This window comes from Pseudomonas sp. KH_021 (assembly GCF_057838865.1).
In genome coordinates this window covers 761,416-783,851 of the sequence record NZ_CM174477.1, presented here as the reverse complement: position 1 = coordinate 783,851, position 22,436 = coordinate 761,416, and the positions used below count along the sequence as shown (strand labels likewise).

Annotated in this window: 24 protein-coding genes and 2 pseudogenes; 8 read left to right on the top strand and 18 right to left on the bottom strand. The window is 59.8% G+C overall.

The features are described 5' to 3' along the window. The first annotated feature begins 108 nt into the window (after nt 1-108). The 5 genes and pseudogenes from AC3IX4_RS03745 (at nt 109) to AC3IX4_RS03725 (ending at nt 1,990) form a co-directional block, all read left to right on the top strand. Nucleotides 109-336, top strand: coding sequence for a PP0621 family protein (locus tag AC3IX4_RS03745; protein WP_489259294.1), 228 nt, complete (start codon nt 109-111; stop codon nt 334-336). Further along, nucleotides 326-682 (top strand): hypothetical protein, encoded by a 357-nt coding sequence (locus AC3IX4_RS03740; protein WP_489259293.1) that lies wholly within the window; start codon nt 326-328, stop codon nt 680-682. Before AC3IX4_RS03745 ends, AC3IX4_RS03740 begins: the two co-directional genes overlap by 11 nt. Next, nucleotides 621-863: pseudogene (locus tag AC3IX4_RS03735) on the top strand (histidine kinase dimerization/phospho-acceptor domain-containing protein); the annotation flags it as partial. The gene AC3IX4_RS03740 and the pseudogene AC3IX4_RS03735, both read left to right, overlap by 62 nt. 186 nt (nt 864-1,049) lie before the next feature. Continuing rightward, nucleotides 1,050-1,859 (top strand): annotated as a pseudogene (locus AC3IX4_RS03730) (sigma-54-dependent transcriptional regulator); the annotation flags it as partial. Between the two features lie 5 nt (nt 1,860-1,864). Continuing rightward, the gene (locus AC3IX4_RS03725; RefSeq protein WP_489261202.1) at nt 1,865-1,990 is read left to right on the top strand and encodes a helix-turn-helix domain-containing protein; all 126 of its coding nucleotides are present in this window, start codon (nt 1,865-1,867) and stop codon (nt 1,988-1,990) included. On the opposite strand, the gene thiO is transcribed toward AC3IX4_RS03725, so the two are convergent. From thiO to AC3IX4_RS03690, 7 genes are read right to left on the bottom strand one after another with little or no spacing between them, the layout of a single operon-like run. Continuing rightward, nucleotides 1,976-3,085: a glycine oxidase ThiO gene (thiO, locus tag AC3IX4_RS03720; RefSeq protein ID WP_489259292.1), complete on the bottom strand. Its 1,110-nt coding sequence runs from the start codon at nt 3,083-3,085 to the stop codon at nt 1,976-1,978. The two genes, AC3IX4_RS03725 and thiO, sit on opposite strands and share 15 nt — an antisense overlap. 24 nt (nt 3,086-3,109) lie before the next feature. Beyond that, on the bottom strand, nt 3,110-3,520 hold the full coding sequence (locus tag AC3IX4_RS03715; RefSeq protein ID WP_489259291.1) for a type IV pilin protein: 411 nt from the start codon (nt 3,518-3,520) through the stop codon (nt 3,110-3,112). A gap of 12 nt (nt 3,521-3,532) precedes the next feature. Next, nucleotides 3,533-6,622 (bottom strand): pilus assembly protein, encoded by a 3,090-nt coding sequence (locus AC3IX4_RS03710; protein ID WP_489259290.1) that lies wholly within the window; start codon nt 6,620-6,622, stop codon nt 3,533-3,535. Continuing rightward, nucleotides 6,609-7,100, bottom strand: coding sequence for a pilus assembly PilX family protein (locus AC3IX4_RS03705; protein ID WP_489259289.1), 492 nt, complete (start codon nt 7,098-7,100; stop codon nt 6,609-6,611). Before AC3IX4_RS03705 ends, AC3IX4_RS03710 begins: the two co-directional genes overlap by 14 nt. A gap of 10 nt (nt 7,101-7,110) precedes the next feature. Further along, the gene (locus AC3IX4_RS03700; RefSeq protein ID WP_489259288.1) at nt 7,111-7,821 is read right to left on the bottom strand and encodes a PilW family protein; all 711 of its coding nucleotides are present in this window, start codon (nt 7,819-7,821) and stop codon (nt 7,111-7,113) included. Continuing rightward, nucleotides 7,818-8,264, bottom strand: a complete 447-nt coding sequence (gene pilV / locus AC3IX4_RS03695; RefSeq protein ID WP_489259287.1) for a type IV pilus modification protein PilV — start codon at nt 8,262-8,264, stop codon at nt 7,818-7,820. Before pilV ends, AC3IX4_RS03700 begins: the two co-directional genes overlap by 4 nt. Continuing rightward, nucleotides 8,264-8,728 (bottom strand): GspH/FimT family pseudopilin, encoded by a 465-nt coding sequence (locus tag AC3IX4_RS03690; RefSeq protein ID WP_489259286.1) that lies wholly within the window; start codon nt 8,726-8,728, stop codon nt 8,264-8,266. The genes pilV and AC3IX4_RS03690 overlap by 1 nt, the downstream gene beginning before the upstream one ends. A gap of 125 nt (nt 8,729-8,853) precedes the next feature. Here AC3IX4_RS03690 and AC3IX4_RS03685 point away from each other — a divergent pair, with 125 nt between their 5' ends. After that, nucleotides 8,854-9,396: a GspH/FimT family pseudopilin gene (locus tag AC3IX4_RS03685; RefSeq protein WP_489259285.1), complete on the top strand. Its 543-nt coding sequence runs from the start codon at nt 8,854-8,856 to the stop codon at nt 9,394-9,396. On the opposite strand, the gene ispH is transcribed toward AC3IX4_RS03685, so the two are convergent. From ispH to murJ, 6 genes are all read right to left on the bottom strand, one after another. Further along, complete coding sequence (gene ispH, locus AC3IX4_RS03680) at nt 9,373-10,320, bottom strand: 4-hydroxy-3-methylbut-2-enyl diphosphate reductase (protein ID WP_489259284.1); 948 nt, start codon at nt 10,318-10,320, stop codon at nt 9,373-9,375. The two genes, AC3IX4_RS03685 and ispH, sit on opposite strands and share 24 nt — an antisense overlap. 14 nt (nt 10,321-10,334) lie before the next feature. Next, nucleotides 10,335-10,772, bottom strand: coding sequence for an FKBP-type peptidyl-prolyl cis-trans isomerase (gene fkpB, locus AC3IX4_RS03675; protein WP_489259283.1), 438 nt, complete (start codon nt 10,770-10,772; stop codon nt 10,335-10,337). Further along, nucleotides 10,765-11,280, bottom strand: a complete 516-nt coding sequence (gene lspA / locus AC3IX4_RS03670; RefSeq protein WP_489259282.1) for a signal peptidase II — start codon at nt 11,278-11,280, stop codon at nt 10,765-10,767. Before lspA ends, fkpB begins: the two co-directional genes overlap by 8 nt. Then, the gene (gene ileS, locus AC3IX4_RS03665; protein ID WP_489259281.1) at nt 11,273-14,104 is read right to left on the bottom strand and encodes an isoleucine--tRNA ligase; all 2,832 of its coding nucleotides are present in this window, start codon (nt 14,102-14,104) and stop codon (nt 11,273-11,275) included. The genes lspA and ileS overlap by 8 nt, the downstream gene beginning before the upstream one ends. Beyond that, entirely contained in the window at nt 14,101-15,051 is a 951-nt protein-coding gene (gene ribF / locus AC3IX4_RS03660) for a bifunctional riboflavin kinase/FAD synthetase (RefSeq protein ID WP_489261201.1), read from the bottom strand. Before ribF ends, ileS begins: the two co-directional genes overlap by 4 nt. 121 nt (nt 15,052-15,172) lie before the next feature. Continuing rightward, nucleotides 15,173-16,711, bottom strand: coding sequence for a murein biosynthesis integral membrane protein MurJ (murJ, locus tag AC3IX4_RS03655; RefSeq protein WP_489259280.1), 1,539 nt, complete (start codon nt 16,709-16,711; stop codon nt 15,173-15,175). Nucleotides 16,712-16,959: 248 nt separating this feature from the next. Between murJ and rpsT the strand changes: the two genes are divergently transcribed. Continuing rightward, nucleotides 16,960-17,232 carry a 30S ribosomal protein S20 gene (gene rpsT / locus AC3IX4_RS03650; RefSeq protein WP_166569909.1) on the top strand — a complete coding sequence of 91 codons (273 nt, stop codon included), beginning with the start codon at nt 16,960-16,962 and terminating at the stop codon, nt 17,230-17,232. A gap of 185 nt (nt 17,233-17,417) precedes the next feature. On the opposite strand, the gene AC3IX4_RS03645 is transcribed toward rpsT, so the two are convergent. The 5 genes from AC3IX4_RS03645 to rplU form a co-directional block, all read right to left on the bottom strand. After that, nucleotides 17,418-17,876, bottom strand: coding sequence for a CreA family protein (locus tag AC3IX4_RS03645; RefSeq protein WP_489259279.1), 459 nt, complete (start codon nt 17,874-17,876; stop codon nt 17,418-17,420). Nucleotides 17,877-17,887: 11 nt separating this feature from the next. Further along, nucleotides 17,888-19,006 carry a glutamate 5-kinase gene (gene proB, locus AC3IX4_RS03640; protein ID WP_489259278.1) on the bottom strand — a complete coding sequence of 373 codons (1,119 nt, stop codon included), beginning with the start codon at nt 19,004-19,006 and terminating at the stop codon, nt 17,888-17,890. A gap of 111 nt (nt 19,007-19,117) precedes the next feature. After that, nucleotides 19,118-20,338: an Obg family GTPase CgtA gene (gene cgtA, locus AC3IX4_RS03635; protein WP_489259277.1), complete on the bottom strand. Its 1,221-nt coding sequence runs from the start codon at nt 20,336-20,338 to the stop codon at nt 19,118-19,120. Between the two features lie 196 nt (nt 20,339-20,534). Then, nucleotides 20,535-20,792, bottom strand: a complete 258-nt coding sequence (gene rpmA, locus AC3IX4_RS03630) for a 50S ribosomal protein L27 (RefSeq protein WP_003228360.1) — start codon at nt 20,790-20,792, stop codon at nt 20,535-20,537. A gap of 35 nt (nt 20,793-20,827) precedes the next feature. Continuing rightward, nucleotides 20,828-21,142 carry a 50S ribosomal protein L21 gene (rplU, locus tag AC3IX4_RS03625; protein ID WP_007950961.1) on the bottom strand — a complete coding sequence of 105 codons (315 nt, stop codon included), beginning with the start codon at nt 21,140-21,142 and terminating at the stop codon, nt 20,828-20,830. Between the two features lie 250 nt (nt 21,143-21,392). On the opposite strand from rplU, the gene AC3IX4_RS03620 reads away from it, so the two are divergent. Continuing rightward, a complete protein-coding gene (locus AC3IX4_RS03620; RefSeq protein ID WP_489259276.1) occupies nt 21,393-22,361 on the top strand; it encodes a polyprenyl synthetase family protein in 969 nt (322 codons plus the stop codon). Nucleotides 22,362-22,436: the final 75 nt, after the last annotated feature.

The window sequence follows — 22,436 nt, the reverse complement described above, 5'->3', positions numbered from 1 at the left end:
ACCTGGCTCCTACAGAGAGCTGGGCTTGCCTGCGGTGTGTTCAGGGTCTACACAACCGCCTGTCATCTTGGCTAAACTGGCGAATCTCCCCTGACAACGCTGGGCACCATGGTTCGCTTACTGTTTTGGATCGCTGTGATCGCTGCCGCCGTCTGGCTTTGGCGCAAGTTCAAGTCCGCTCCACCCGCCAAACCTGACAACTCGCTGGACAGCCCCCTAAAGATGGTGCGCTGCGCCCATTGCGGCTTGCATGTACCGGACACCCAGGCCATTCACACCGGCAACCTGTGGTACTGCAGCCAGAAACACCTGGAACAGGGCCCTCGTGAGCGCTGAGTCGCTCACACCTCCTCCCCTGGTGGCCCAACGTGAGTTGCGCCTTTACCACCTCTATCGTTTGACTGTCGGCATTACCCTGGCGGTTGTGCTACTGGAAAACCTTCGCCACCCCGCGCAACTCTTTGGGCTGGCGTTGGCCGACATACTGCTGTTATCCGGCCTGTTCTACGCAGGCGGCGGCATTCCCAGCGGCATTGGCAACCTGATGATCCCTGCAACGCTGGCGCGCCAATCCGACATTGCGGCCTGGACCGATCAAGCCGACCAACACCGGCCCAGAGGTGCAGCCCAGCTTCGTCGCCTTGGGACCAGGCCCCACCCCGCAAACCCTGGTATTTCTTGAAGACCTGGCGCAAGTCGCGCAACAGGCCCAGCAACTGAAGCTGGCGGCGCTAGGACGCCTGACTGCGGCCATTGCTCATGAAATCCGCAATCCGCTGGGGGCAATCAGCCATGCTGGGCAATTGTTGCAGGAATCAGCAGCGCTGCCGCCTCAGGACCGTCGCCTGACGCAAATCATCCAGGACCAGTCCCGGCGCCTGAACCTGGTGATCGAAAACGTCCTGCAACTCTCCCGACGCCGACCTGCCGCTCCCGAAAGGCTGGACCTGACACCCTGGCTGAAAACCTTTGTGGCCGACTTTCAATGCACAGCAGGGGTAGCCTCGCACATCCATATCGAACAACCGTCAGGCCCCGTTCGCACCCGCATGGACCCTCATCACCTGACCCAGATCCTCACCAATCTGGTACAGAACGCGCTGCGCCACAGCGCCCAACAGCATGGCCGGGCCCAGGCCTGGTTGCGCCTCTTTGTCGAGCCGACCAACGGCCTATCCGTTCTGGAAGTGCTCGATGACGGCGAAGGCTTCAGCGCCGAGCAACTGCAACATCTTTTTGAACCCTTCTTCACCACCCAGGCCTCAGGAACGGGGCTGGGCCTGTACATTTCGCGAGAGCTGTGCGAAAGCAACCAAGCTACGGCCATTACCGCCCTCAAATCTGGCGCCTTCGACTTTCTGACCAAACCGGTAGACCTGGAGGGGCTGCGCGACCTGGTCACCAGCGCCCTGCAAATGCACACCGCGCACCGCCCTGAACCGATGATCGACAACCGCCTGATTGGCCAAGCCCCACCCATGCTTGCCTTGCGCAAGCACATTGCACGGCTGGCGCGTAGCCAGGCACCGGTGTACATCAGTGGCGAGTCGGGTAGCGGCAAGGAGTTGGTGGCGCGACTGATCCATGAACAGAGCGGGCGCGCCGGCAAACCGTTCGTACCGGTGAACTGCGGCGCCATTCCCAGCGAATTGATGGAGAGCGAGTTTTTTGGACACCGCAAAGGCAGCTTCAGCGGTGCCATCGAAGACAAGCCTGGGCTGTTCCAGGCCGCCCATGGCGGGACGCTGTTTCTCGACGAAGTGGCTGACCTACCGCTACCTATGCAGGTGAAACTGCTGCGAGCCATTCAGGAAAAGGCGGTGCGCAGTGTCGGTGGGCAGCACGAAAGCCTAGTGGAGAAAGCATCGAGCGCAAGCTGATCCTCCAGGCCCTGAAGGAAACACGCTGGAACCGCACAGCGGCGGCCCAGCGCTTAAGCCTGTCATTTCGCTCGATGCGCTACCGGCTGAAAAAACTAGGCCTGGACTGACGTCAAGCGCCCGGCCGGGGCATAAGGGGCCGGGTCGATAATCGGCGCACGCTCCAGCAACAGGTCGGCAAACAACTGGCAGGACGCAGGCGCCAGCACCAGACCATTGCGGTAATGACCACAGTTGAGCCACAAACCGTCGTGCTCGGGCACCGGGCCGATGTAGGGAATGCCTTCAGGAGAGCCCGGACGCAAACCGGCCCAATGACCCACCGGTGTTGCCTCGGCCAGTGCCGGCAACAACTCGATTGCCGACGCCTTAAGGCTCTGCAGTGCAACATCGGTCGGTGTCTTATCGTAGCCTTCGTGCTCCAGCGTACTGCCAATCAGGATATGCCCGTCACGGCGCGGGATAGCATAGCGCCCCTTGGCCAGCACCATGCTTGGCAAGAAATCGTCAGCACATTTGTACAGGATCATCTGGCCCTTGACCGGCTCGACCGGCAAATCCAGCGCCAGCGTGCGCAACAAGTCGCCGCTCCAGGCGCCTGCGGTCAAGACCACCTGATCTGCCAGAAGATCGCCCTGCGCGGTTCGCACACCCAGGATTTGCCGGCCATCCTGAATGAACGCCTGAACTTCGCAGTGCTCCTTGAGGGTGACATTGGGCAAGGCTTGCAGGGCGGCCTTCAGCGACTTGACCAGGCGTGGATTGCGCACATTCGCGACATCGGCCATGTAGATCGCCCGCTCGAAGCCTGCGCCCAGCACTGGTACCGCATCGTATACGGCCGACACATCCACAGCGCTCAACGGTCGCTGTTCACGGCGCGCCCACTCCAGCGCTTTCTCTTCGTCTTCCAGGTCAAGCCAGTAGAGGCCGGTGACATGAACTTCCGGGTCCAGCCCGGTAGAGGCGAACAACTGCGCCCCAAGGGAGGGGTAGAAATCCTGGGACCAATGCGCCAGCGCGGTCACGGCCGGGCTGTAGCGCCAGGGGTACAAGGGCGAAACGATGCCGCCGCCTGCCCATGAAGACTCCTGGCCGACCGCATTGCGGTCCAGCACCGTGACGTGTTCGACATGTGCCGCCAGGTTGAACGCCGTCAGCAGGCCAATCACCCCGCCGCCGACAATCACTACTTGCTTTGCCATCTATTGATCCAACTGCTGGCGCGGTCAGCGCCCCCAACAGGTCTTGCTGGTGACGCCGGTGGCGCTATTGGGGTTAGTGCGCGCACCGGTATTGGTGAGCACGAAATCGCCGCACTTGTCACCGGCCATCAGGCCCGTCTTGCGCGTTGCGGTCAGGGTGAAATCCTGGGCATTGCGCGTGGCGACCAGCGTGTAATAGTCGGTGCCAGCCGAGACGGGCGTGATAATCGTCGCGGTGTCCGAATATTGCCCAGCCCGGGAATAATGCCGTTCAAGGTTTTGCGCGGTTTCGGACAACAACCCGGCCACTTCCGTGCGCCGGGCTTTCTTGATGTATTCGGTGTAACTGGGATAAGCGATGGCCGCCAGAATGCCGATAACCGCGACGACGATCAACAGTTCGATCAAGGTGAAGCCGTTTTTGAGTCTTTGCATGGGTAAACCTGCCTACATGATTTGTCGCCACATGATCCGCCTGGAGCCGGACTGGAGGGCACCCTTCTCGGTCACCCTGACCACTTTGCCATTGGACAAGGTGATCATCTTGTAATCGACGGTTCCGCTGAGAATGCTCGCAAGGTGAGTCACACCCTCGCCGTAGTTGATCCCGCTGGCCCGTATGTCACTGCTGTTGATGACCCCATCACCATTGGTATCGAGCACTGCATAACTGAGCATCTTGCCCTTTTCCGGGTCGAGCTCGACCAACCGCCCGGTGCCCGAGCTTTCGCAGGGGTCGGAGGTATCGACCGCGGCCGTGGTAAAGACGATACGCCCACGGGTGGTCTGCGCCGGGTAGATCACCCGCTCGCCCTTGAGCAGGCTGTTGTAGACCAGCGGCAGGTACCAGCCTTTTTTGCTGGCCCAGTTGACGTCGTTCTCACTGCTAGTGATGAACTCGCCACTGGATCCCGTAAAAACACCGGTAATGGATTGGGCTTGCAGCTGGCTCTCGGTGTAGTTGCCGGCACCGTTGTCGGCGTCCCAAATGGCGTAGAACGCCTGGCGAGCCGTGGACAGCTTGTCGGCGGCTTCGTTGAACTTGCCGGTACCGAAATACACCAGCTTGCCGTTGGTGGGGTGGTCAAGCAGCAGCGGCTGCACACTGATGGGCTGGTTGATGCCACCCGACGCCGTGAACAAAGGCTTGCCGGAGAACGCCACATTCCAACTGCTGGTGGAGGTAGCACTCAGGTCAAACTTCCACATCCGCCCCTTGAGATCGCCGCCATAGGCCGCCTGTACCACGTTCTGGGCGTTGACCTTGAGCTTGACTGAAGACAACCCGTTGTCCTTCTCGGTGGCGTCGACGACGATCTTTTTGATCAGCGAGCCATCGCGGATATCGACGACATACAGTGCCGCCACCCCGGTATTGCTCCCATAGCCATTGCCGATAAAGGCTGCCCAGGTGCCGTCGGCCAGCCGCGCAACGGCCGGTCGCGAATAGGCATAACCCAGATCATTGAAAGCGTTGGCCGTAGTGGCCACGTCCGGGGCACGAATTTCCCAGAGCGCTTGGGATACGTTGCCCGCCGAGGCATCGAATAACTGCACGGCATAGTAGGCCTTGCCCGCCCCGCCGACGCCGCCCAGTGCCACGGTTTTCCACGCAGTATTGGTGCTGCCAAATTGAGCGTCGAAAACGGCCAATTGACCATCGACCGTAAATTTGTGCGACTGGCCATTCTTGTAGCCCACATCGGCAATTAGATACAGCGATGGCAGCACAGTAGAAGGCATATAGGCGTAGCGGCGCGCCCCATTGCTGGCGGTGATCACATGCATGAAACCGTCATTGGCATTGACCACCAGGCTGCTGGTCATGCTCGACTGCTTGGTGGCCAGGTAACCGCTGTAGCTGGTATCGCCCACCAGGTCGCTGGCGGTCTTGTCACCTGGCAAGGCGGCCACCAGTGGCGAGTTGACGACATCGCCCAGCAGCACACTGCGCACTTTCAAGCCGGCTTTGTTGGTGCCCTTGGACCACTCCACCAAGTCGGTGGCGGTGATGCCGATGGACAAGTTTTGGCCAAGAACGGTTTTCTGTGTATCGGAAAAGTTGGCGAACGCCAAAGAAATAGCCTTGTTGGTGTCGGTGCGCCAAGACTGGAAAGTGGTCGAGGTGCTGCCGGGCACCATGGTCGTGTCGGTGCTCCACGCCGGGCTATTGGTATTGACGTTGCCATTGCTGTCGATGGCCAACGCCTTGATGGTGCCACGCCAATCCGTGGGATCGTAAAGGGTGAGATAGAAGCGCGTGTCGGACTGCAGCGTCGCCGAACTGGTAGCGCCACCGCCGCCGGAGCCGGCCTTGGAGTTGATATCACCAATAGCCGAGGCCAGTGCTGCACTCAGGGCAGCGCTGTCGTTGGCTTGGTAATACTGGCCGTTGCCGTAGTTGGCAGCGTCCGACAGCATGTCGTTAGAAACGGCGAAACCGACGGTATAGGTGTTGAGGTTCTGCTTTTCAAAGCCTACTCCGTTCCAGCTTTTGCCAGCGGCATCGGTGCCGGTTTTGCGCATGTCGATATCAAAGGCAAACTTGGCGATGTCATCCAGGTACAGCGTGTCACCTTCCTCATCACCGCTTGAGTCAGCACCATCGTTGTTGACGCTATCCCAGTTCGGCAGCTTGCCGGCGCCATCGGGGTCGTTACTGGGAAAAGTGCGGTCATAAGTCGGCAAGCCGTCGGTAATCACCACCCCGTAATTTTTCTGACAGCGGTACTGGATCGGGCTGGTGTAGGTTGACGGCGTCGTATTGTAGTACGGCGCCAGCCCTCGGAAATAACGGCTGACCTCGTAGTACGTCTCTGCCAGGGGCGTGTTGGACTCGGCGTCCAGACCATTGATGGCCGTGATCAGGGCGTTGTAGTTGGCGTCCGCCTGGGCTTGGGTCACGCTGTTGGGCACCACCGACAAGTCCGTTATCGACTTCTGGACATTGCCCCCGGGGCCACGGTCGCTGGTCCTGGGCGCGTTGAAACTGGCCAGGCCAATGCGCAAGCCGCGGTTGTTATTGATCAGCGTCTTGGACACCTCACGGGCGACATTCATACGGTAGTCATTGGGGATGTTGCCAGTGGTGTAATCCCGGTTTGCACCGTTCGCCTGAGCGACCAGATAAGAAAGATAATCTGCGGTGTAGCGGGTATTGCCGCTGCCCACCGGGTCAGGCAACTTCAGGCACACGCGAGACAACAGTCCCCGATAGAAACCCACCCAGCCACTTGAACAGCCACCACGGTTCAGGTTTTCAAGCAGGATATTCCCACCGTCCAGCGCCGAGTTGCCAAACTGGCAAGACGTGCTCGAACTGCAGTTGTAGACCGGCGCCTGGTTAGCGTTGGGATCAAATCCGGCGGCCCACACGATGTTGTACATACTGCCTGAGTTATCCACCAGCAACATCAGGTTGGGCGCTACCGCCGCCGCACTGAGCAGCGGCGACTCAGAAGGTGTGAAAGCATACGCCGGAGTACTGGCATACAGCCCTAATGCAAGGCCGGCGAGCAGTCCCTTAATACTTCGCATACACACTCTCCACAACCGATCGGGAGTTGCCTTGCAGCCCCACTGCGGTGACCCGGTACAAGGTGGCGGACGAACCTGACGGCACGTTCACAGCGGTGGCCGACACACCGATATTCTGGATCAGATAAAAACCACTGTTGGCCGCTACCCAAACGGTCCCCGAGCTTTGCCCGGTACCGCTGTAGACGCCGGCGGCGGTCACCCGCACCGACTCCGGTGGCGGCAGGCAATAGGTGCACTGCGCCAAGGTAAAGGTGCTGGCCTGCACAACCGTTTCACCGGCACGCAAGGCGGCCTCTGCGATCTGGAAGGATTCATTACGCTGCTTGACGCTGCCGGCCATTTTTTCCTGCACCGTGGCGCTCTGCATCGATGAGAGACCGATCAAGGTCAGCAATAGCAGGAAGATCAGGCTGACCACCAGGGCCATGCCTCGTTGGGCTTCCTGCCCCTGCCCCTGCCAGTGGCTGCGGTTCATTGGCATGCCTCTACCTGAGCCGATTACGCAGGGACGCAACGACGTTATAGGTCTGATCCTCGACGAGCGCCTGCGGGTCTCGCAAGGTCAGGCTCAGGCGCACACTGCGAATCGTCGCCGCGTTGCTGGGAGTCGTGGAGTAACTGGACACCGCGTTGTCGGTGGCGGAGCTTGTAATGCCAAAGGAGATCGCCATGGAGGAAACGTTATCGACCAGCACCTGCTTGTTCGTGCCAGTTTTGAGTTGGTTGTTCTCGACGGTGTAGATCACTTCGCGCAGCGGCAATGCGATCTGCCCAGCGCCAGGGGCCTGCGCTTTTAGGTAGGCACGCGCGGTGCTCACACAATCGGTTACCACGGTCCAGTCCTGCGTACTGCCTGTGGTGCCGACGTCGGCGGTAATCAAAGTGAGGGTCTGGGTACTGCCATCGGAGGATCGAGCAAAGGTAATCGGGTTGCTGAACCGAGTGGCGATCGCGGCATCGGCGTAGGTCATCGAGTGGGTGGTCAGGCAGCCGAACATACCCACCATACGGAGCTCCTGAATCATCTTGCTCAAGGCAAAGCGAGCATCCTCCTGCAGCCGTGCGGAAGCACTTTGGGCGAGGTAAGTGTTTTTGGCCGCGATGAATACCTGAGTGATGCCCAACACCACAATCAACCCCAGTAGCATGGAGACCATGACTTCCACCAGCCCGAAACCGCGTGCGAGCCGCTTCATGGGGTGATCGCCACGGGGTCGACTGCGACCCGGCTGACCAGGCTGTAGGTCTGGGTTCCACCGCCTGCGCGGTTGTCATCCCAGGTAATGGTGATGGTCACCAGGCGGTTGACCACCGCAATACGCCCGGTTGCCGTCGATCCGCCAAAGTTGTTGATATTGGTCTTGAAGTCGAAAAAATCCTGCAGCCTCGCATCGCTGCCGGAGGCACTCGAAGGGGCGGCAGATAGGCCCGTCAGACTGTAGTCGACATCTGGATTGGCGCGAATACGGTCCATCATGTCGTAAGCAATGAAAGTCGCCTGGCTGCTCATCAATGAGCTGTCAGTGTATTTGAGGGCATTGAGCTGAATGGCCGCAGCCCCCAGCAATCCGATGGCCAGGATAAACATCGCCACCAGCACTTCGATCAGCGTCACCCCTTGCTGTCTTGCTCCCTGCATCAGCAACTACCTCCCTGCACGATGCGCCCATTCAAGCAGATATTCACAGTTCGGGTCACGGCACCTAGCGTATACGTAAGTGTCTGCGCGCTTGAAGGCGCGGCAAGCCCACCAAAGCTGTTGAAGTCGATGGCAGTAATGCTGCCGGCATTGAGAGTCGCCCCGCTGGTCATGGCCGAGACCACGCGCAGGGTGGTGGCCGTATCGGCCACGGTGACGACTTTCAACTCAGTGTTCCAGGCCGCCCCGGAGGTGCTGGGGGTGAAGCGCATACTGGTGCCGCGATCAATCGCTTCAAGCCGGGCGTAATTGAGGGAACGGACCAGTTCACTCAGGTCAGCGTCGGCACGGTTGCGCTGGATCAGGCCGGTGTAGGCCGGCACGGCCATGCTTGCCAGGATCGTGATGAAGATCACGACCAGCAACAATTCGATCATCGAAAAGCCTCGGCAATCCTTGCGCATGACACATCTCTCTTGCGGAAACTGGACTATAAAACAGCGGCGCCGTGGGCCGTTCAATGGTCAGGATGACAATTGAAGGACCGAACCCCGCGCAAACCCCAGGCATTTTCCAGGGAGGGAAAATTGTGAAACAGAATGGCATCACTTTAATCGAATTGCTTATAGCAATGGCCTTGGTTGCTATCTTGGTCCATCTAAGCGCACCAGCGTTCCATGAGTTGGTCGAATCTCAGCAGCGTCAGGTGATGGCAAAGCAGCTTGCGAGCGGACTACGCATGGCGCGCCATGAATCAATACTGCGTCACCAGAGGGTGATTGTTCAGGCGATTGAAGAGGATTGGGGCAAGGGCTGGCGAGTGATTGCTGATGCCAGTGGGAAGGGTTTCGAGGATAGGGATAACCCGATCCTGCTGGAGTATGCCGTGAGTAGCCGTGTCCCCGTGAGAGGCAATCATCACGTGCAAACCATGGTTCAATTCAACAGTATGGGCGAGCCGCTGGGCAATAAGGGGCTCAACAATGGAACCCTGCACATCTGCGCCAAACGCCAGCCGGTCAGCCATTACCAAGTGGTACTGGCCAACACCGGCCGAGTCAGCCTGCGCTCGAAAAAAGGCGAGCAGCCCCTCTGCGAGCGCCTGGTGTCAAAGCAGGGAGCGAACGCGTAGTTCCTTGGGCATCGAGAAGGTGATGTTCTCCTCGCGGCCGGCCAGTTCATCGGCGCCGGTCGCACCCCAGGCCTGCAACTGCTGGATCACACCACGCACCAGCACTTCAGGGGCCGAAGCGCCGGCGGTGATACCGATGCGCTCGACACCGTCGAACCAGCTGCGCTGCATGTCTTCGGCGCCATCGATCAGGTAGGCCGGCGTTGCCATGCGCTCTGCCAACTCGCGCAAGCGGTTGGAGTTGGAGCTGTTGGGGCTGCCCACCACCAGGACCACATCACATTCGTTGGCCAATTGCTTGACCGCATCCTGGCGGTTTTGCGTGGCGTAGCAAATGTCGTCCTTGCGCGGCCCACCAATGCTCGGGAAGCGAGTGCGCAGCGCGTCGATGACGCGGCTGGTGTCATCCATCGACAAGGTGGTCTGGGTCACGAACGCGAGGGTTTCCGGGTTCTTGACTTGCAGATTGGCGACATCTTCTTCGTCTTCGACCAGGTAGATGGCGCCACCGTTGCCGGCGTCGTACTGACCCATGGTGCCTTCGACTTCCGGGTGGCCGGCATGGCCGATCAGGATGCATTCGCGACCGTCACGGCTGTAGCGTGCCACCTCGATATGCACCTTGGTGACCAAGGGGCAGGTCGCATCGAACACCTTCAAGCCCCGCCCCGCTGCTTCCTGGCGAACCGCCTGGGACACACCGTGGGCGCTGAAGATCACGATGACGTCGTCCGGCACTTGATCAAGTTCCTCGACGAAAATCGCCCCGCGCGCGCGCAGGTCCTCGACCACGAACTTGTTGTGGACCACTTCGTGGCGCACATAAATGGGTGGGCCGAAGACTTCCAGCGCGCGGTTGACGATTTCAATCGCCCGATCCACGCCTGCACAGAAACCACGAGGGTTGGCGAGTTTGATTTTCATACGGGGCTCCTGGCTCAAAGCGCCTTCACGTCGATAATCTCGACTTCGAACGTCAAGGTCTTGCCGGCCAGCGGGTGGTTGAAGTCGATGGTCACCTGATCCTCATCGAACGCCTTGACCACCCCTGGAAGCTCGGTGTTGGCGGCGTCGTTGAAGATCACCAGCAAACCTTCGGACAAGTCCATGCCGTCGAACTGCGAGCGCGGCATGATCTGCACGTTCTGCGGGTTCGGCTGGCCGAAAGCGTTTTCTGGCGGCACGGTGACGCTGCGCTTGTCGCCGGCCTTGAAGCCGAAGATAGCCGCTTCAAAACCTGGCAACAGGTTGCCATCACCCACCTTGAACACGGCTGGCGCCTTGTCGAAGGTGCTGTCGACGGTGTCGCCGTTTTCCAGATGCAGGGCGAAGTGCAGGGTCACTTCGGCGTTCTGGCCGATACGCGGCTCAGTCATGAACAGTTTCTCCAGACTTCTTACTCTTGAACATATCCAGTGCCAGCATCACGGCGCCAACGCTGATTGCGCTGTCGGCCACGTTGAACGCCGGGAAATACCAGCGGTTTTGCCAGTGCACCAGAATGAAATCGATCACATGGCCCAGCACGATACGGTCGTACAGGTTGCCCAGTGCGCCGCCCAGCACCAAGGCCAGAGCGACGGCGAGCCAGGTTTCGTTACGACCCAGGCGCTTGAGCCAGACCACCAGCACTGCACTGACCACCAGCGCGATCACGGCAAACAGCCAGCGCTGCCAGCCGGAACTGTCCGCCAGGAAGCTGAAGGCCGCACCGGTGTTGTAGGCCAGTGTCCAGCTGAAGTAATCGGGGATCACCACGATCTGCTGGTAAAGGCTCAGGGAGCCTTCGAAGTAGAACTTGCTGGCCTGGTCGATGACCAGGACCAGCACGCTCAGCCACAGCCAGCTCAGGCGCCCGAAGCGCCCGGCAACAGCGTTAGGCATAGTGACGCACCTCGCCGCTGCCACTGATGTTGTCTACACAGCGACCGCAGATTTCAGGATGCTCCGGGTTAACCCCGACGTCCTCGCGGCAGTGCCAGCAACGGGCGCACTTGACATGGCCGGACTTGACCACTTGAAGCTTGAGGCCCGCCACTTCCGTGACTACCGCTTCGGCCGGAGCCTGGGCGAACGGTGCCACGCTGGCGGTCGAGGTAATCAGCACGAAACGCAGTTCGTTGCTCAGCTTGCTCAGGTCGGCGCTCAGGGACTCGTCGGCGAACAGGGTCACTTCGGCTTGCAGGTTGCCACCGATGGCCTTGGCCGCTCGCTGGTTTTCCATTTCCTTGTTGACCGCGGTCTTGACCGCCATGATCCGCTCCCAGTAGGCGCGGTCCAGCTCGCAGCCTTCTGGCAGCTCGCTCAGGCCCTGGTACCAGGTGTTGAGCATGACCGATTCGTTGCGCTCGCCCGGCAGGTACTGCCACAGCTCGTCGGCGGTGAACGCCAGGATCGGCGCGATCCAGCGCACCAGCGCCTCGCTGATGTGGTACAGCGCGGTCTGGCAGGAACGACGTGCGGTACTGTTGGCACCGGTGGTGTACTGACGGTCCTTGATGATGTCCAGGTAGAAACCGCCCAGCTCCTGCACGCAGAAGTTGTGGATCTTGGAGTAGACGTTCCAGAAGCGGTATTCGCCGTAGTGCTCTTCCAGCTCGCGCTGCAGCAGCAAGGTGCGATCCACGGCCCAGCGGTCCAGTGCCAGCATGTCTTCGGCCGGCAGCAGGTCGGTGGCCGGGTTGAAGCCGGTCAGGTTCGAGAGCAAGAAGCGCGCGGTGTTGCGGATGCGACGGTAGGCATCGGCGCTGCGCTGCAGGATCTGCTCGGAAACGGCCATTTCACCGGAATAGTCAGTGGCCGATACCCACAGGCGCATGATGTCGGCGCCCAGGGTGTCGTTGACCTTTTGCGGTGCGATCACGTTGCCCAGCGACTTGGACATCTTGCGACCGTTTTCATCGACGGTGAAACCGTGGGTCAGCAACTCGCGGTACGGAGCGTGGTCGTCGATGGCGCAACCGGTCAGCAACGAGGAATGGAACCAGCCGCGGTGTTGGTCGGAACCTTCCAGGTACAGGTCGGCACGCGGGCCGCTGGCGTGGCCCATCGAGTGCGAGCCGCGCAGGACGTGCCAGTGTGTGGTACCGGAATCGAACCAGACGTCCAGGGTGTCGGAGATCTTGTCATACTGACCTGCCTCGTCACCGAGCAACGTGACGGCGTCCAGGTTGAACCAGGCGTCGATGCCTTGCTGTTCGACCAACTTGGCGACTTCTTCCATCAGCTCGACCGTGCGCGGGTGCAGCTCGCCGGTCTGCTTGTGCAGGAAGAACGGGATCGGCACGCCCCAGTTGCGCTGACGCGAGATGCACCAGTCAGGACGGTTGGCGATCATCGAATGCAGGCGCGCTTGCCCCCAGGTAGGGATAAACTTTGTGTCTTCGATGGCTTTGACCGCACGCTTGCGCAGGGTTTCACCGCTGTTGGGCTGCTTGTCCATGCCCACGAACCACTGCGCGGTGGCGCGGTAGATCAGTGGGGTCTTGTGGCGCCAGCAGTGCATGTAGCTGTGGCTGATGGTTTCGGTGTGCATCAACGCACCGACTTCGGCCAGCTTGTCGACGATGTTCGGGTTGGCTTTCCAGATGAACTGGCCACCGAAGAACTCCAGCGACTCGACGTACACGCCGTTGCTCTGCACAGGGGTCAAGATGTCGTCGTTGACCATGCCATAGCGCTTGCAGGTCACGAAGTCATCTTCACCGTAGGCAGGTGCCGAGTGAACCACACCGGTACCGGCGCCCAGTTCGACGTAGTCAGCCAGGTACACCGGCGACAGGCGGTCATAGAACGGGTGACGGAAGTTGATCAGCTCCAACGCAGAACCAGGAGCAGTGGCCAGCACCGAGCCTTCCAGCGTGTAGCGAGCCAGGCACGACTCGACCAGCTCTTCAGCCAGCACCAGCAGGCGATCACCGACATCGACCAGGGCGTAGTTGAATTCCGGGTGGACGTTCAGCGCCTGGTTGGCCGGGATGGTCCAGGCCGTGGTGGTCCAGATCACGATCGAGGCCGGCTTGGCCAGTGCATCCAGGCCGAAAGCGGCAGCCAGCTTGGCTTCATCGGCAATCGGGAAGGCCACATCAATGGTGGAGGATTTTTTGTCGGCGTATTCGACTTCCGCCTCGGCCAGGGCCGAACCGCAATCAAAGCACCAGTTCACAGGCTTGAGCCCCTTGAACACGAAGCCATTCTTGACCATTTCAGCCAGGGCGCGAATTTCGCCGGCTTCGTTGGAGAAGTTCATGGTTTTGTAGGGGTTGGCCCAGTCGCCCAGTACGCCCAGGCGAATGAATTCGGTTTTCTGCCCTTCGATCTGCTCGGCCGCGTAGGCACGGCACAGTTCGCGGGTTTTCTCGGCGGACAGGTGCTTGCCGTGGGTCACTTCGACCTTGTGCTCGATCGGCAGGCCATGGCAGTCCCAGCCCGGCACGTACGGCGCGTCAAAACCCGACAGGGTCTTGGAGCGGATGATCATGTCCTTGAGAATCTTGTTGACCGCATGACCGATGTGAATGTGGCCGTTGGCGTACGGAGGGCCGTCGTGCAGAACGAACTTTGGACGATCCTTGCCAATTTCGCGAAGCTTCTGGTACAGGCCAATGCTGTCCCAGCGCTGCAAGGTTTGCGGCTCGCGCTGGGGCAGGCCGGCCTTCATCGGGAAGGCGGTGTCCGGAAGGTTTAGCGTGGCTTTGTAGTCGGTCATTTCAGGCTCTTTGTTAGCGGTTGGCTGTGCCAGTGTGCACGAGCGGCGGCGACATCCGCATCGATCGCCGACTTCAGCGCCTCCAGGGAGGCGAATCGCTGCTCATCACGCAGCTTGTGGTGGAAGGCCACCGTCAAACGCCGGCCATAAAGGTCGCCGGCAAAATCCAGGAGGTGTATTTCCAGATGGGCACTGCCGTCCCCGGAAACGGTCGGGCGCACGCCGATATTGGCGACTCCCGGCCATGGTGTGCCATCGATTTCGGCGCTGACCAGGTATACCCCGCTCAGGGGCACACGTCGGCGCTTGAGCTGGATATTGGCGGTCGGCCAACCCAATTGTCGCGCCAGCTTCTGGCCATGCAGCACGCGCCCGGCTATCTGGTACGGACGCCCCAGCAATTGTTCAGCCAAGGCAAAATCGGCATTGGCCAACGCCGTGCGCACCTGGGTGCTACTGACACGTACACCGGCCAGTTCGACGGTCTGCGCCGCCTCAACGGTAAAACCCTGCACGCAGCCTGTCTGCAGGAGAAAATCGAAATCGCCCAACCGATCGCAACCGAAGCGGAAGTCGTCACCGACCTCCAGATGGCGAACACCCAGGCCATCGACCAGGATAGTGTCGACGAATTCTCTAGCACTGAGCTTGCTCAGGCGCTGGTTGAAGGCCAGGCACAAGACCCGGTCCACCCCCTCGTCGGCCAACAGCGCGATCTTGTCGCGCAGGCGAGCCAGGCGCGCCGGAGCGGTCTGGGGAGCAAAGTATTCACGCGGCTGCGGCTCGAAAATCACCACGCAGCTGGGCACGCCCAACTCCGCCGCTCGCTCGCGCAGTCGCGCCAGGATAGCCTGGTGACCACGGTGAACACCGTCAAAGTTGCCAATAGTGGCGACGCAGCCCCGATGCTGGGGCCGCAGGTTGTGAAGGCCTCGAACCAGCTGCATAACGCGCTTCTTGCTCATAAAGTGGTCGATTATAACCACACACGACGGTTGACGACAGGCGACACCATCACCCAAAGCGGCCGAAAGCACAAAACCGACGTTCGGCCAGGCCGCTCCCCTTTTAATGCAACGACTTGCGGGCGAAATCCTTCAAGCGAAAACCCAGCACCAGCAAGGTACCGAAATAAGCCAGTATGCCACTGAACACCAGCGCGCCAAGGCGCAGGAAGCGCTCGAGCATCTGCCCCTGGCTCCACGCTGGCATCCACTGCATCACCCCGAACAGCACCGCGGCCATCACCAGCACCGCCACGACCAGCTTGATCAAAAACGGGGTCCAGCCCGGTTGCGGTACGAACAATTGCTGCTGGCGCAGCTTCCAGTACAACAAACCGGCATTGAGCATGGCACCTACGCTGATCGCCAGCGCAAGGCCGGCGTGCTGCAGGTGGCCGATAAAGGCCAAGTTAAGCAATTGGGTAGTGATCAGGGTGAAAATGGCGATTTTCACCGGTGTACGAATGTTTTGTTGCGCATAAAAGCCAGGCGCCAGCACCTTGACCAGGATAATCCCCAGCAGCCCGACCGCATAGGCGATCAACGCCCGCTGGGTCATGGCCGCGTCAAAGGCACTGAATTTACCGTACTGGAACAGCGACACCGTCAAGGGTTCAGCCAAAAGCGCCAGGGCGACCGAGCACGGCAGCACCAGCACGAAGCACAACCGCAGGCCCCAGTCGAGAATCCGAGAATACTCGTGACGATCACGGTTGGCATAGGTCTTGGCCAGCGTCGGCAACAAAATGGTGCCCAACGCGACGCCCAGCACACCCGAGGGCAGTTCCATCAAGCGGTCGGCGTAATACATCCAGGACACGGAGCCAGCCACCAGGAACGAGGCGAAGATGGTGTTGATGATCAGCGAGATCTGGCTGACCGATACCCCGAGAATCGCCGGCAACATCTGCTTGAGCACTCGCCAGACCCCGCTATCGCGCAGGTTCAGGCGTGGCAGCACGAGCATGCCGATCTTTTTCAGGTGTGGCAGTTGATATAACAGCTGCAAAAGACCACCCGCCAGCACCGCCCAACCCAGCGCCATGATTGGCGGGTCGAAGTACGGCGTCAGGAACAGGGCAAAGAAAATCATTGCGACGTTAAGCAGTGTCGGAACAAACGCAGGTACCGAGAAGCGGTTCCAGGTATTGAGGATCGCCCCGGCCAGGGAAGACAGGGAAATCAGCAAAATATAGGGAAAGGTGACCCGCAGCAGGTCAGTGGTGAGCTCGAATTTTTCGGGGCTGTCGACAAAGCCCGGCGCTGTTATCCAGACAACCCAAGGCGCCGCCAGAATCCCCAAGGCCGTCACCACAGCCAATACCAGCGTCAGTAAGCCCGAGATATAAGCAATGAAGGTCCGGGTCGCCTCCTCGCCCTGCTGGCTCTTGTATTCGGCCAGGATCGGCACGAACGCCTGGGAAAACGCGCCTTCTGCGAAGATTCGCCGCAACAGGTTGGGCAGCTTGAAGGCAATAAAGAAGGCGTCCGTCGCGGTACCGGCACCAAAGATACGCGCCAGGATGGTATCGCGCACAAAGCCCAAAACACGCGAAACCATCGTGATAGAGCTGACCGCAGCCAGGGATTTAAGAAGATTCATCGAAAGTTTTTCGCGCCTGAAGATAAAGAGCGGGCCTGAGGCATCCGGTTGTGCGATACTGCGCGCCGCAACGCAGACAGTGCCAAAAAATCGCGAGTTTACAGGTCGTGCGTCAGAAGGGAATCACCCCTCTGAAGAATGACCACTCAGCGGAACGTCTCAAGCGCCCTTGACAAGACTTCAACTCATCGGCATGATTCGCGGCCTATTTTGTTTGCTATTCCCAAAGTCTTTCGAGGAGCTCGACGGTGGCCAACTCACCTTCCGCCAAAAAACGTGCAAAACAGGCTGAGAAGCGTCGCAGCCACAACGCCAGCCTGCGTTCCATGGTTCGCACCTACATCAAAAACGTAGTCAAAGCCATCGACGCAAAAGACGCTGAAAAAGCGCAAGCTGCTTACACTCTGGCTGTTCCAGTTATCGACCGTATGGCCGATAAAGGCATCATCCACAAGAACAAAGCTGCTCGCCATAAGAGCCGTCTGAATGGCCACGTTAAAGCGCTGAAAGAAGCCGCTTAAGCGAACCATTCCATAAAAAGCCGACCCTAGGGTCGGCTTTTTATTGCCTGCAATTCAGCGATACATCCTTTTTTTTGTAGGAGCAGACTTTAGTCGCGATGACATCACCGCGGTCTGCGATAAACCGCGGTGATGCCATCGCGACTAAAGGCTAGGCGCCCCCGTCGCTCCTACAGGGGCCGGGGTTATTGGGCCCAGGGCAGGATCGGGATAGCGGTCACGGCGTTTTGCGGGCTGCCTTCGATCACACGGTCGCTGTAGACCAGATACACCAGCGTGTTGCGCTTCTTGTCGAGAAAGCGCACCACCTGCATGGTCTTGAATACCAGCGACGTGCGCTCCTTGAAGACTTCCTCACCATCCTTCAACGGCAGGGCAAAGCGGATTGGCCCAACCTGCCGACAGGCGATAGACGCCTCGGCACGATCTTCAGCCAACCCCAAGCCACCCTTCACACCACCGGTCTTGGCGCGCGACAAGTAGCAGGTCACACCCTCGACCTTCGGATCATCAAAGGCCTCGACTACGATACGGTCGTTAGGACCGACAAATTTGAATACCGTTGATACCTGACCGATTTCCTCGGCCGAAGCCAGCAGCGGCAACACTGCCAGCAGACCAAGCACATTCCTTAGCACTCGCACAGCGCACTCCCTCAGACCAGAATCAGATTGTCGCGATGGACCAACTCAGGCTCGGCAATATAACCCAGCAATTTTTCGATCGCTTCGGATGACTGGCCAATGATCTTCTGCGCCTCAAGCGCACTGTAGTTGGCCAGCCCGCGCGCCACTTCCATACCATCAGGCGCCACGCATACCACCATTTCGCCACGCCGGAAGCTGCCCTGGACAACCTTCACACCCACTGGCAACAAGCTCTTGCCACCGGAGCGCAGCGCCTGGACGGCACCCGCATCGAGCACCAAGGTACCGCGAGTCTGCAGATGCCCAGCCAGCCACTGCTTGCGGGCCGCCAACATGCCGCGCTCTGGCGACAACAGCGTGCCCAGGCGCTCGCCAGCCTTGAGGCGATCCAGCACCCGCTCGATACGCCCACCCACAATAATGGTATGCGCCCCGGAACGTGCCGCCAGACGAGCCGCACGCAATTTAGTCTGCATGCCACCACGCCCCAGCGCACCCCCCGTACTGCCCGCCACCGCATCCAGCGATGGGTCATCGGCACGAGCTTCGAAAATCAGCTTGGCATCGGGATTGTTGCGCGGATCGGCATCGAACATGCCGTCGCGGTCGGTGAGGATCACCAGCAGGTCCGCCTCGACCAGGTTGGCCACCAGCGCCGCCAGCGTGTCGTTGTCACCAAAGCGAATTTCGTCGGTGACCACGGTGTCGTTTTCGTTGATGACCGGCACCACACCCAGCTCGACCAGAGTACGCAAGGTGCTGCGCGCATTCAGGTAGCGCTTGCGGTCTGACAGGTCATCATGAGTCAGCAGAATCTGCGCAGTATGACGACCGTGCTCGGCAAAGCTCGACTCCCAAGCCTGCACCAACCCCATCTGGCCAATCGAGGCAGCCGCCTGCAATTCGTTCATGGCACTCGGTCGCTTGACCCAGCCCAGACGACTCATGCCGGCCGCGACCGCGCCAGAGGACACCAACACCAGCTCGACGCCCGCCTCATGCAGCGCCACCATCTGTTCGACCCAGACGCCCATTGCGGCGCGATCCAGACCCTTGCCATCGGCCGTCAGCAGTGCACTGCCGATTTTCACGACCCAGCGCTGCGCACCCGTCACCTTGTCCCGCATCGTCTTCCAACCTATGCCTGCGAGCGACGCGAGCCGGCGCCACTCGTGAAATTGATTCGTTAGATACCAAAACGCCGCTTCAAAAAGCGGCGTTTAGTGTACTGCAATGAATCAGTCGCGCACGTAAATGATTTCTGGACCGTCTTCAGCGTCCTCTTCATCCCAATCGTCATCGTCACCGATGTCATGCACGCTCTTGACGCCGCTGCGGCGCAGGGCACGCTGGTCATCCAGGGCTTGCAACTGGGCACGCGCTTCGTCTTCGATGCGCTGATCCAGGTCCGCCAGATCTTCGGCGTAGGCCGGGTCATTGGCCAGGCGATCCGCACGGTCTTCCAGGTAACGCATGATGTCGCGGCTCAGGCGCTCGGTCCCTTCCTTGGCGATGGCCGAGATCACATAGACCGGACCTTCCCACTCAAGGCGATCAACCACTTCCTTGACCCGCTCTTCATGCTCTTCCTCAAGCAGCGTGTCGCACTTGTTCAGCACCAGCCAGCGATCACGCTCGGCCAGCGAAGGGCTGAACTTGACCAGCTCATTGACGATCACTTCAGCTGCATCGGCAGCGCTGCTTTCATCGATGGGCGCCATGTCCACGAGGTGCAGCAACAGGCGAGTACGCGCCAGGTGCTTGAGGAAACGGATACCCAGGCCAGCCCCATCAGAAGCGCCTTCGATCAGGCCCGGAATGTCGGCCACCACGAAGCTCTTCCAGCGATCGACACTGACCACACCCAAGTTTGGCACCAGGGTCGTGAACGGGTAGTCAGCGACTTTCGGCTTGGCAGCGGACACCGAACGGATAAAGGTACTTTTACCCGCGTTCGGCAAGCCCAGCAGACCCACATCGGCCAGCACTTTCATTTCCAGCTTCAGGTCACGCTGCTCGCCCGGCTTGCCTGGCGTAGTCTGGCGTGGCGCGCGGTTGGTACTGGACTTGAATCGGGTGTTACCCAGACCGTGCCAACCACCTTGCACCACCATCAGTTTCTGACCGGCCTTGACCAGGTCACCGATGATTTCCTGAGTGCTGGCGTCAATCACCGTGGTACCGACCGGCACCCGCAGGAACAGATCTTCACCCTTGGCACCCGTGCAATCGGTGCTGCCGCCGTTCGAGCCGCGCTGGGCATCGAAATGACGGGTGTAACGGTAGTCGACCAGGGTGTTCAGGTTTTCGTCGGCAACCATATAGATCGAGCCGCCATCACCACCGTCACCGCCGTTTGGACCACCATTCTCAATGAATTTTTCGCGGCGGAAGCTCATGCAACCATTGCCGCCATCACCCGCTTTTACACGGATCGAAACTTCATCTACAAACTTCATAAAAAAAACGCCTCTCGTCACACGGACGAGCCGATTAAAACCTAGACATAAGGCTCTTGCAAAAATGAGCGCCGTAGCTCCAATCAACGACCGTAACAACCAGCGCCGGCAGCTCAGACAAACAGCTTTGCAAGAGACTCACCCCACAAACGAAAAAGCCCCGTCGTGAGACAGGGCTTCTCCAGCAATCGCGCGATTAGGCCGCAACGACGCTCACGTAACGACGACCGAAGGCGCCTTTTACTTCAAACTTGATCACGCCTTCGATTTTAGCGAAGAGAGTGTGATCTTTACCCATGCCAACGCCGTAGCCAGCGTGGAATTGGGTGCCGCGCTGACGCACGATGATGTTGCCGGCCTTGATGACCTGGCCGCCATACATCTTCACGCCAAGGCGTTTGGCTTCTGAGTCGCGACCGTTACGGGTACTACCACCAGCTTTTTTGTGTGCCATGAGTTCAATTCTCCTAGTGAGGAATTAGGCTGAAATTAAGCCTGAATACCGGTGATTTTGATCTCGGTGTACCACTGGCGGTGGCCCATACGCTTCATGTGGTGCTTACGGCGACGGAACTTGATGATGCGGACTTTATCGTGACGACCTTGGGAGATCACTTCAGCCACAACGGTAGCGCCAGCAACAACTGGAGCGCCGATATTCACGTCGTCACCGTTGGCAACCAACAGAACGCGATCAAAGGTAACGGATTCGCCGGTAGCGACTTCCAGTTTTTCGATCTTCAGGTATTCACCTGGGGCGACCTTGTATTGCTTGCCGCCAGTAACGATTACTGCATAAGACATGGTATTTCTCCGATAATCCTGCTCACCCAGCTCTTTATAAGTAGAGTGTCGGCTGGCATGGCTGCACAAGGCTGGAACGGCCCAAGTGCAATTGCGTAAGGCAGGTGCTGCCCAGGAAGTTAGGGTGCGCGATTGTACGCAAGCGCCAAGCACCTTGCAAGTGCAGGCCCAATGCCGCAGGCACTCGCCTTGACAGGCCCTGGCCTGAGACCTAGCATGCCGCGCAACCTATCTGGAGCAACTGTCGCTGATGCAACCCCAAGCTTTCTACCGCGCGGTGGCGGACGATTTTAGCGCCGTTGACGAGATCATCAAGAAGCAACTGACGTCGCGCGTACCGTTGGTGTCGAAAATCGGCGATTACATCACTTCGGCCGGTGGCAAGCGCCTGCGTCCGTTGCTGGTGCTGCTGTGCGGCAAGGCCCTTGGACGCGAAGGCGACCAACTGCGCCTGCTGGCCGCCACCATCGAGTTCTTGCACACCGCCACCCTGCTGCATGATGACGTGGTCGACATGTCCGGCATGCGCCGTGGCCGCGCCACCTCCAATGCCCTGTGGGGTAACGCGCCGAGCGTGCTGGTGGGCGACTTCCTCTACTCGCGCTCCTTCGAGATGATGGTGGAGCTGGGCTCGATGCCGGTGATGCAGATCCTCTCCAAGGCCACCCGTGTGATCGCCGAAGGTGAAGTGCTGCAGCTGTCGAAGATTCGCGATGCCAGCACCACCGAAGAAACCTACATGGACGTCATTCGCGGCAAGACCGCCATGCTGTTCGAGGCGTCCACCCACAGTGCCGCCGCCCTGGCCGAGGCTACGCCTGAGCAAACCGAAGCACTGCGCACCTTTGGCGACCACCTGGGCGTCGCTTTCCAACTGGTTGACGACCTGCTGGACTACAAGGGCGACGCCGAGACCCTGGGCAAGAACGTCGGTGATGACCTGGCCGAAGGCAAGCCTACCCTGCCATTGATCTACACCATGCGCGAAGGCACCCCGGAACAGGCGGCGCTGGTTCGCAAAGCCATCCAGAAGGGCGGCATCGAAGACCTGGAGAGCATCCGCGCGGCCGTGGAAGCTGCCGGCGCCCTGGAGTACACCGCACAGCTGGCTCGCGATTATGTCGCCCGCGCCATTGCCTGCCTGGAAGTCCTGCCTGCCAACGAATACCGGGATGCTCTGGTTGAGTTGAGCGAGTTTGCAGTCGCTCGGACACACTGATCCGCCCTCCCCCGGCCCGTCGCTTGGCGGGCCATGGGCCTGCTTTGCAGGCCATCGCAGCTAAAGCTGGCTCCT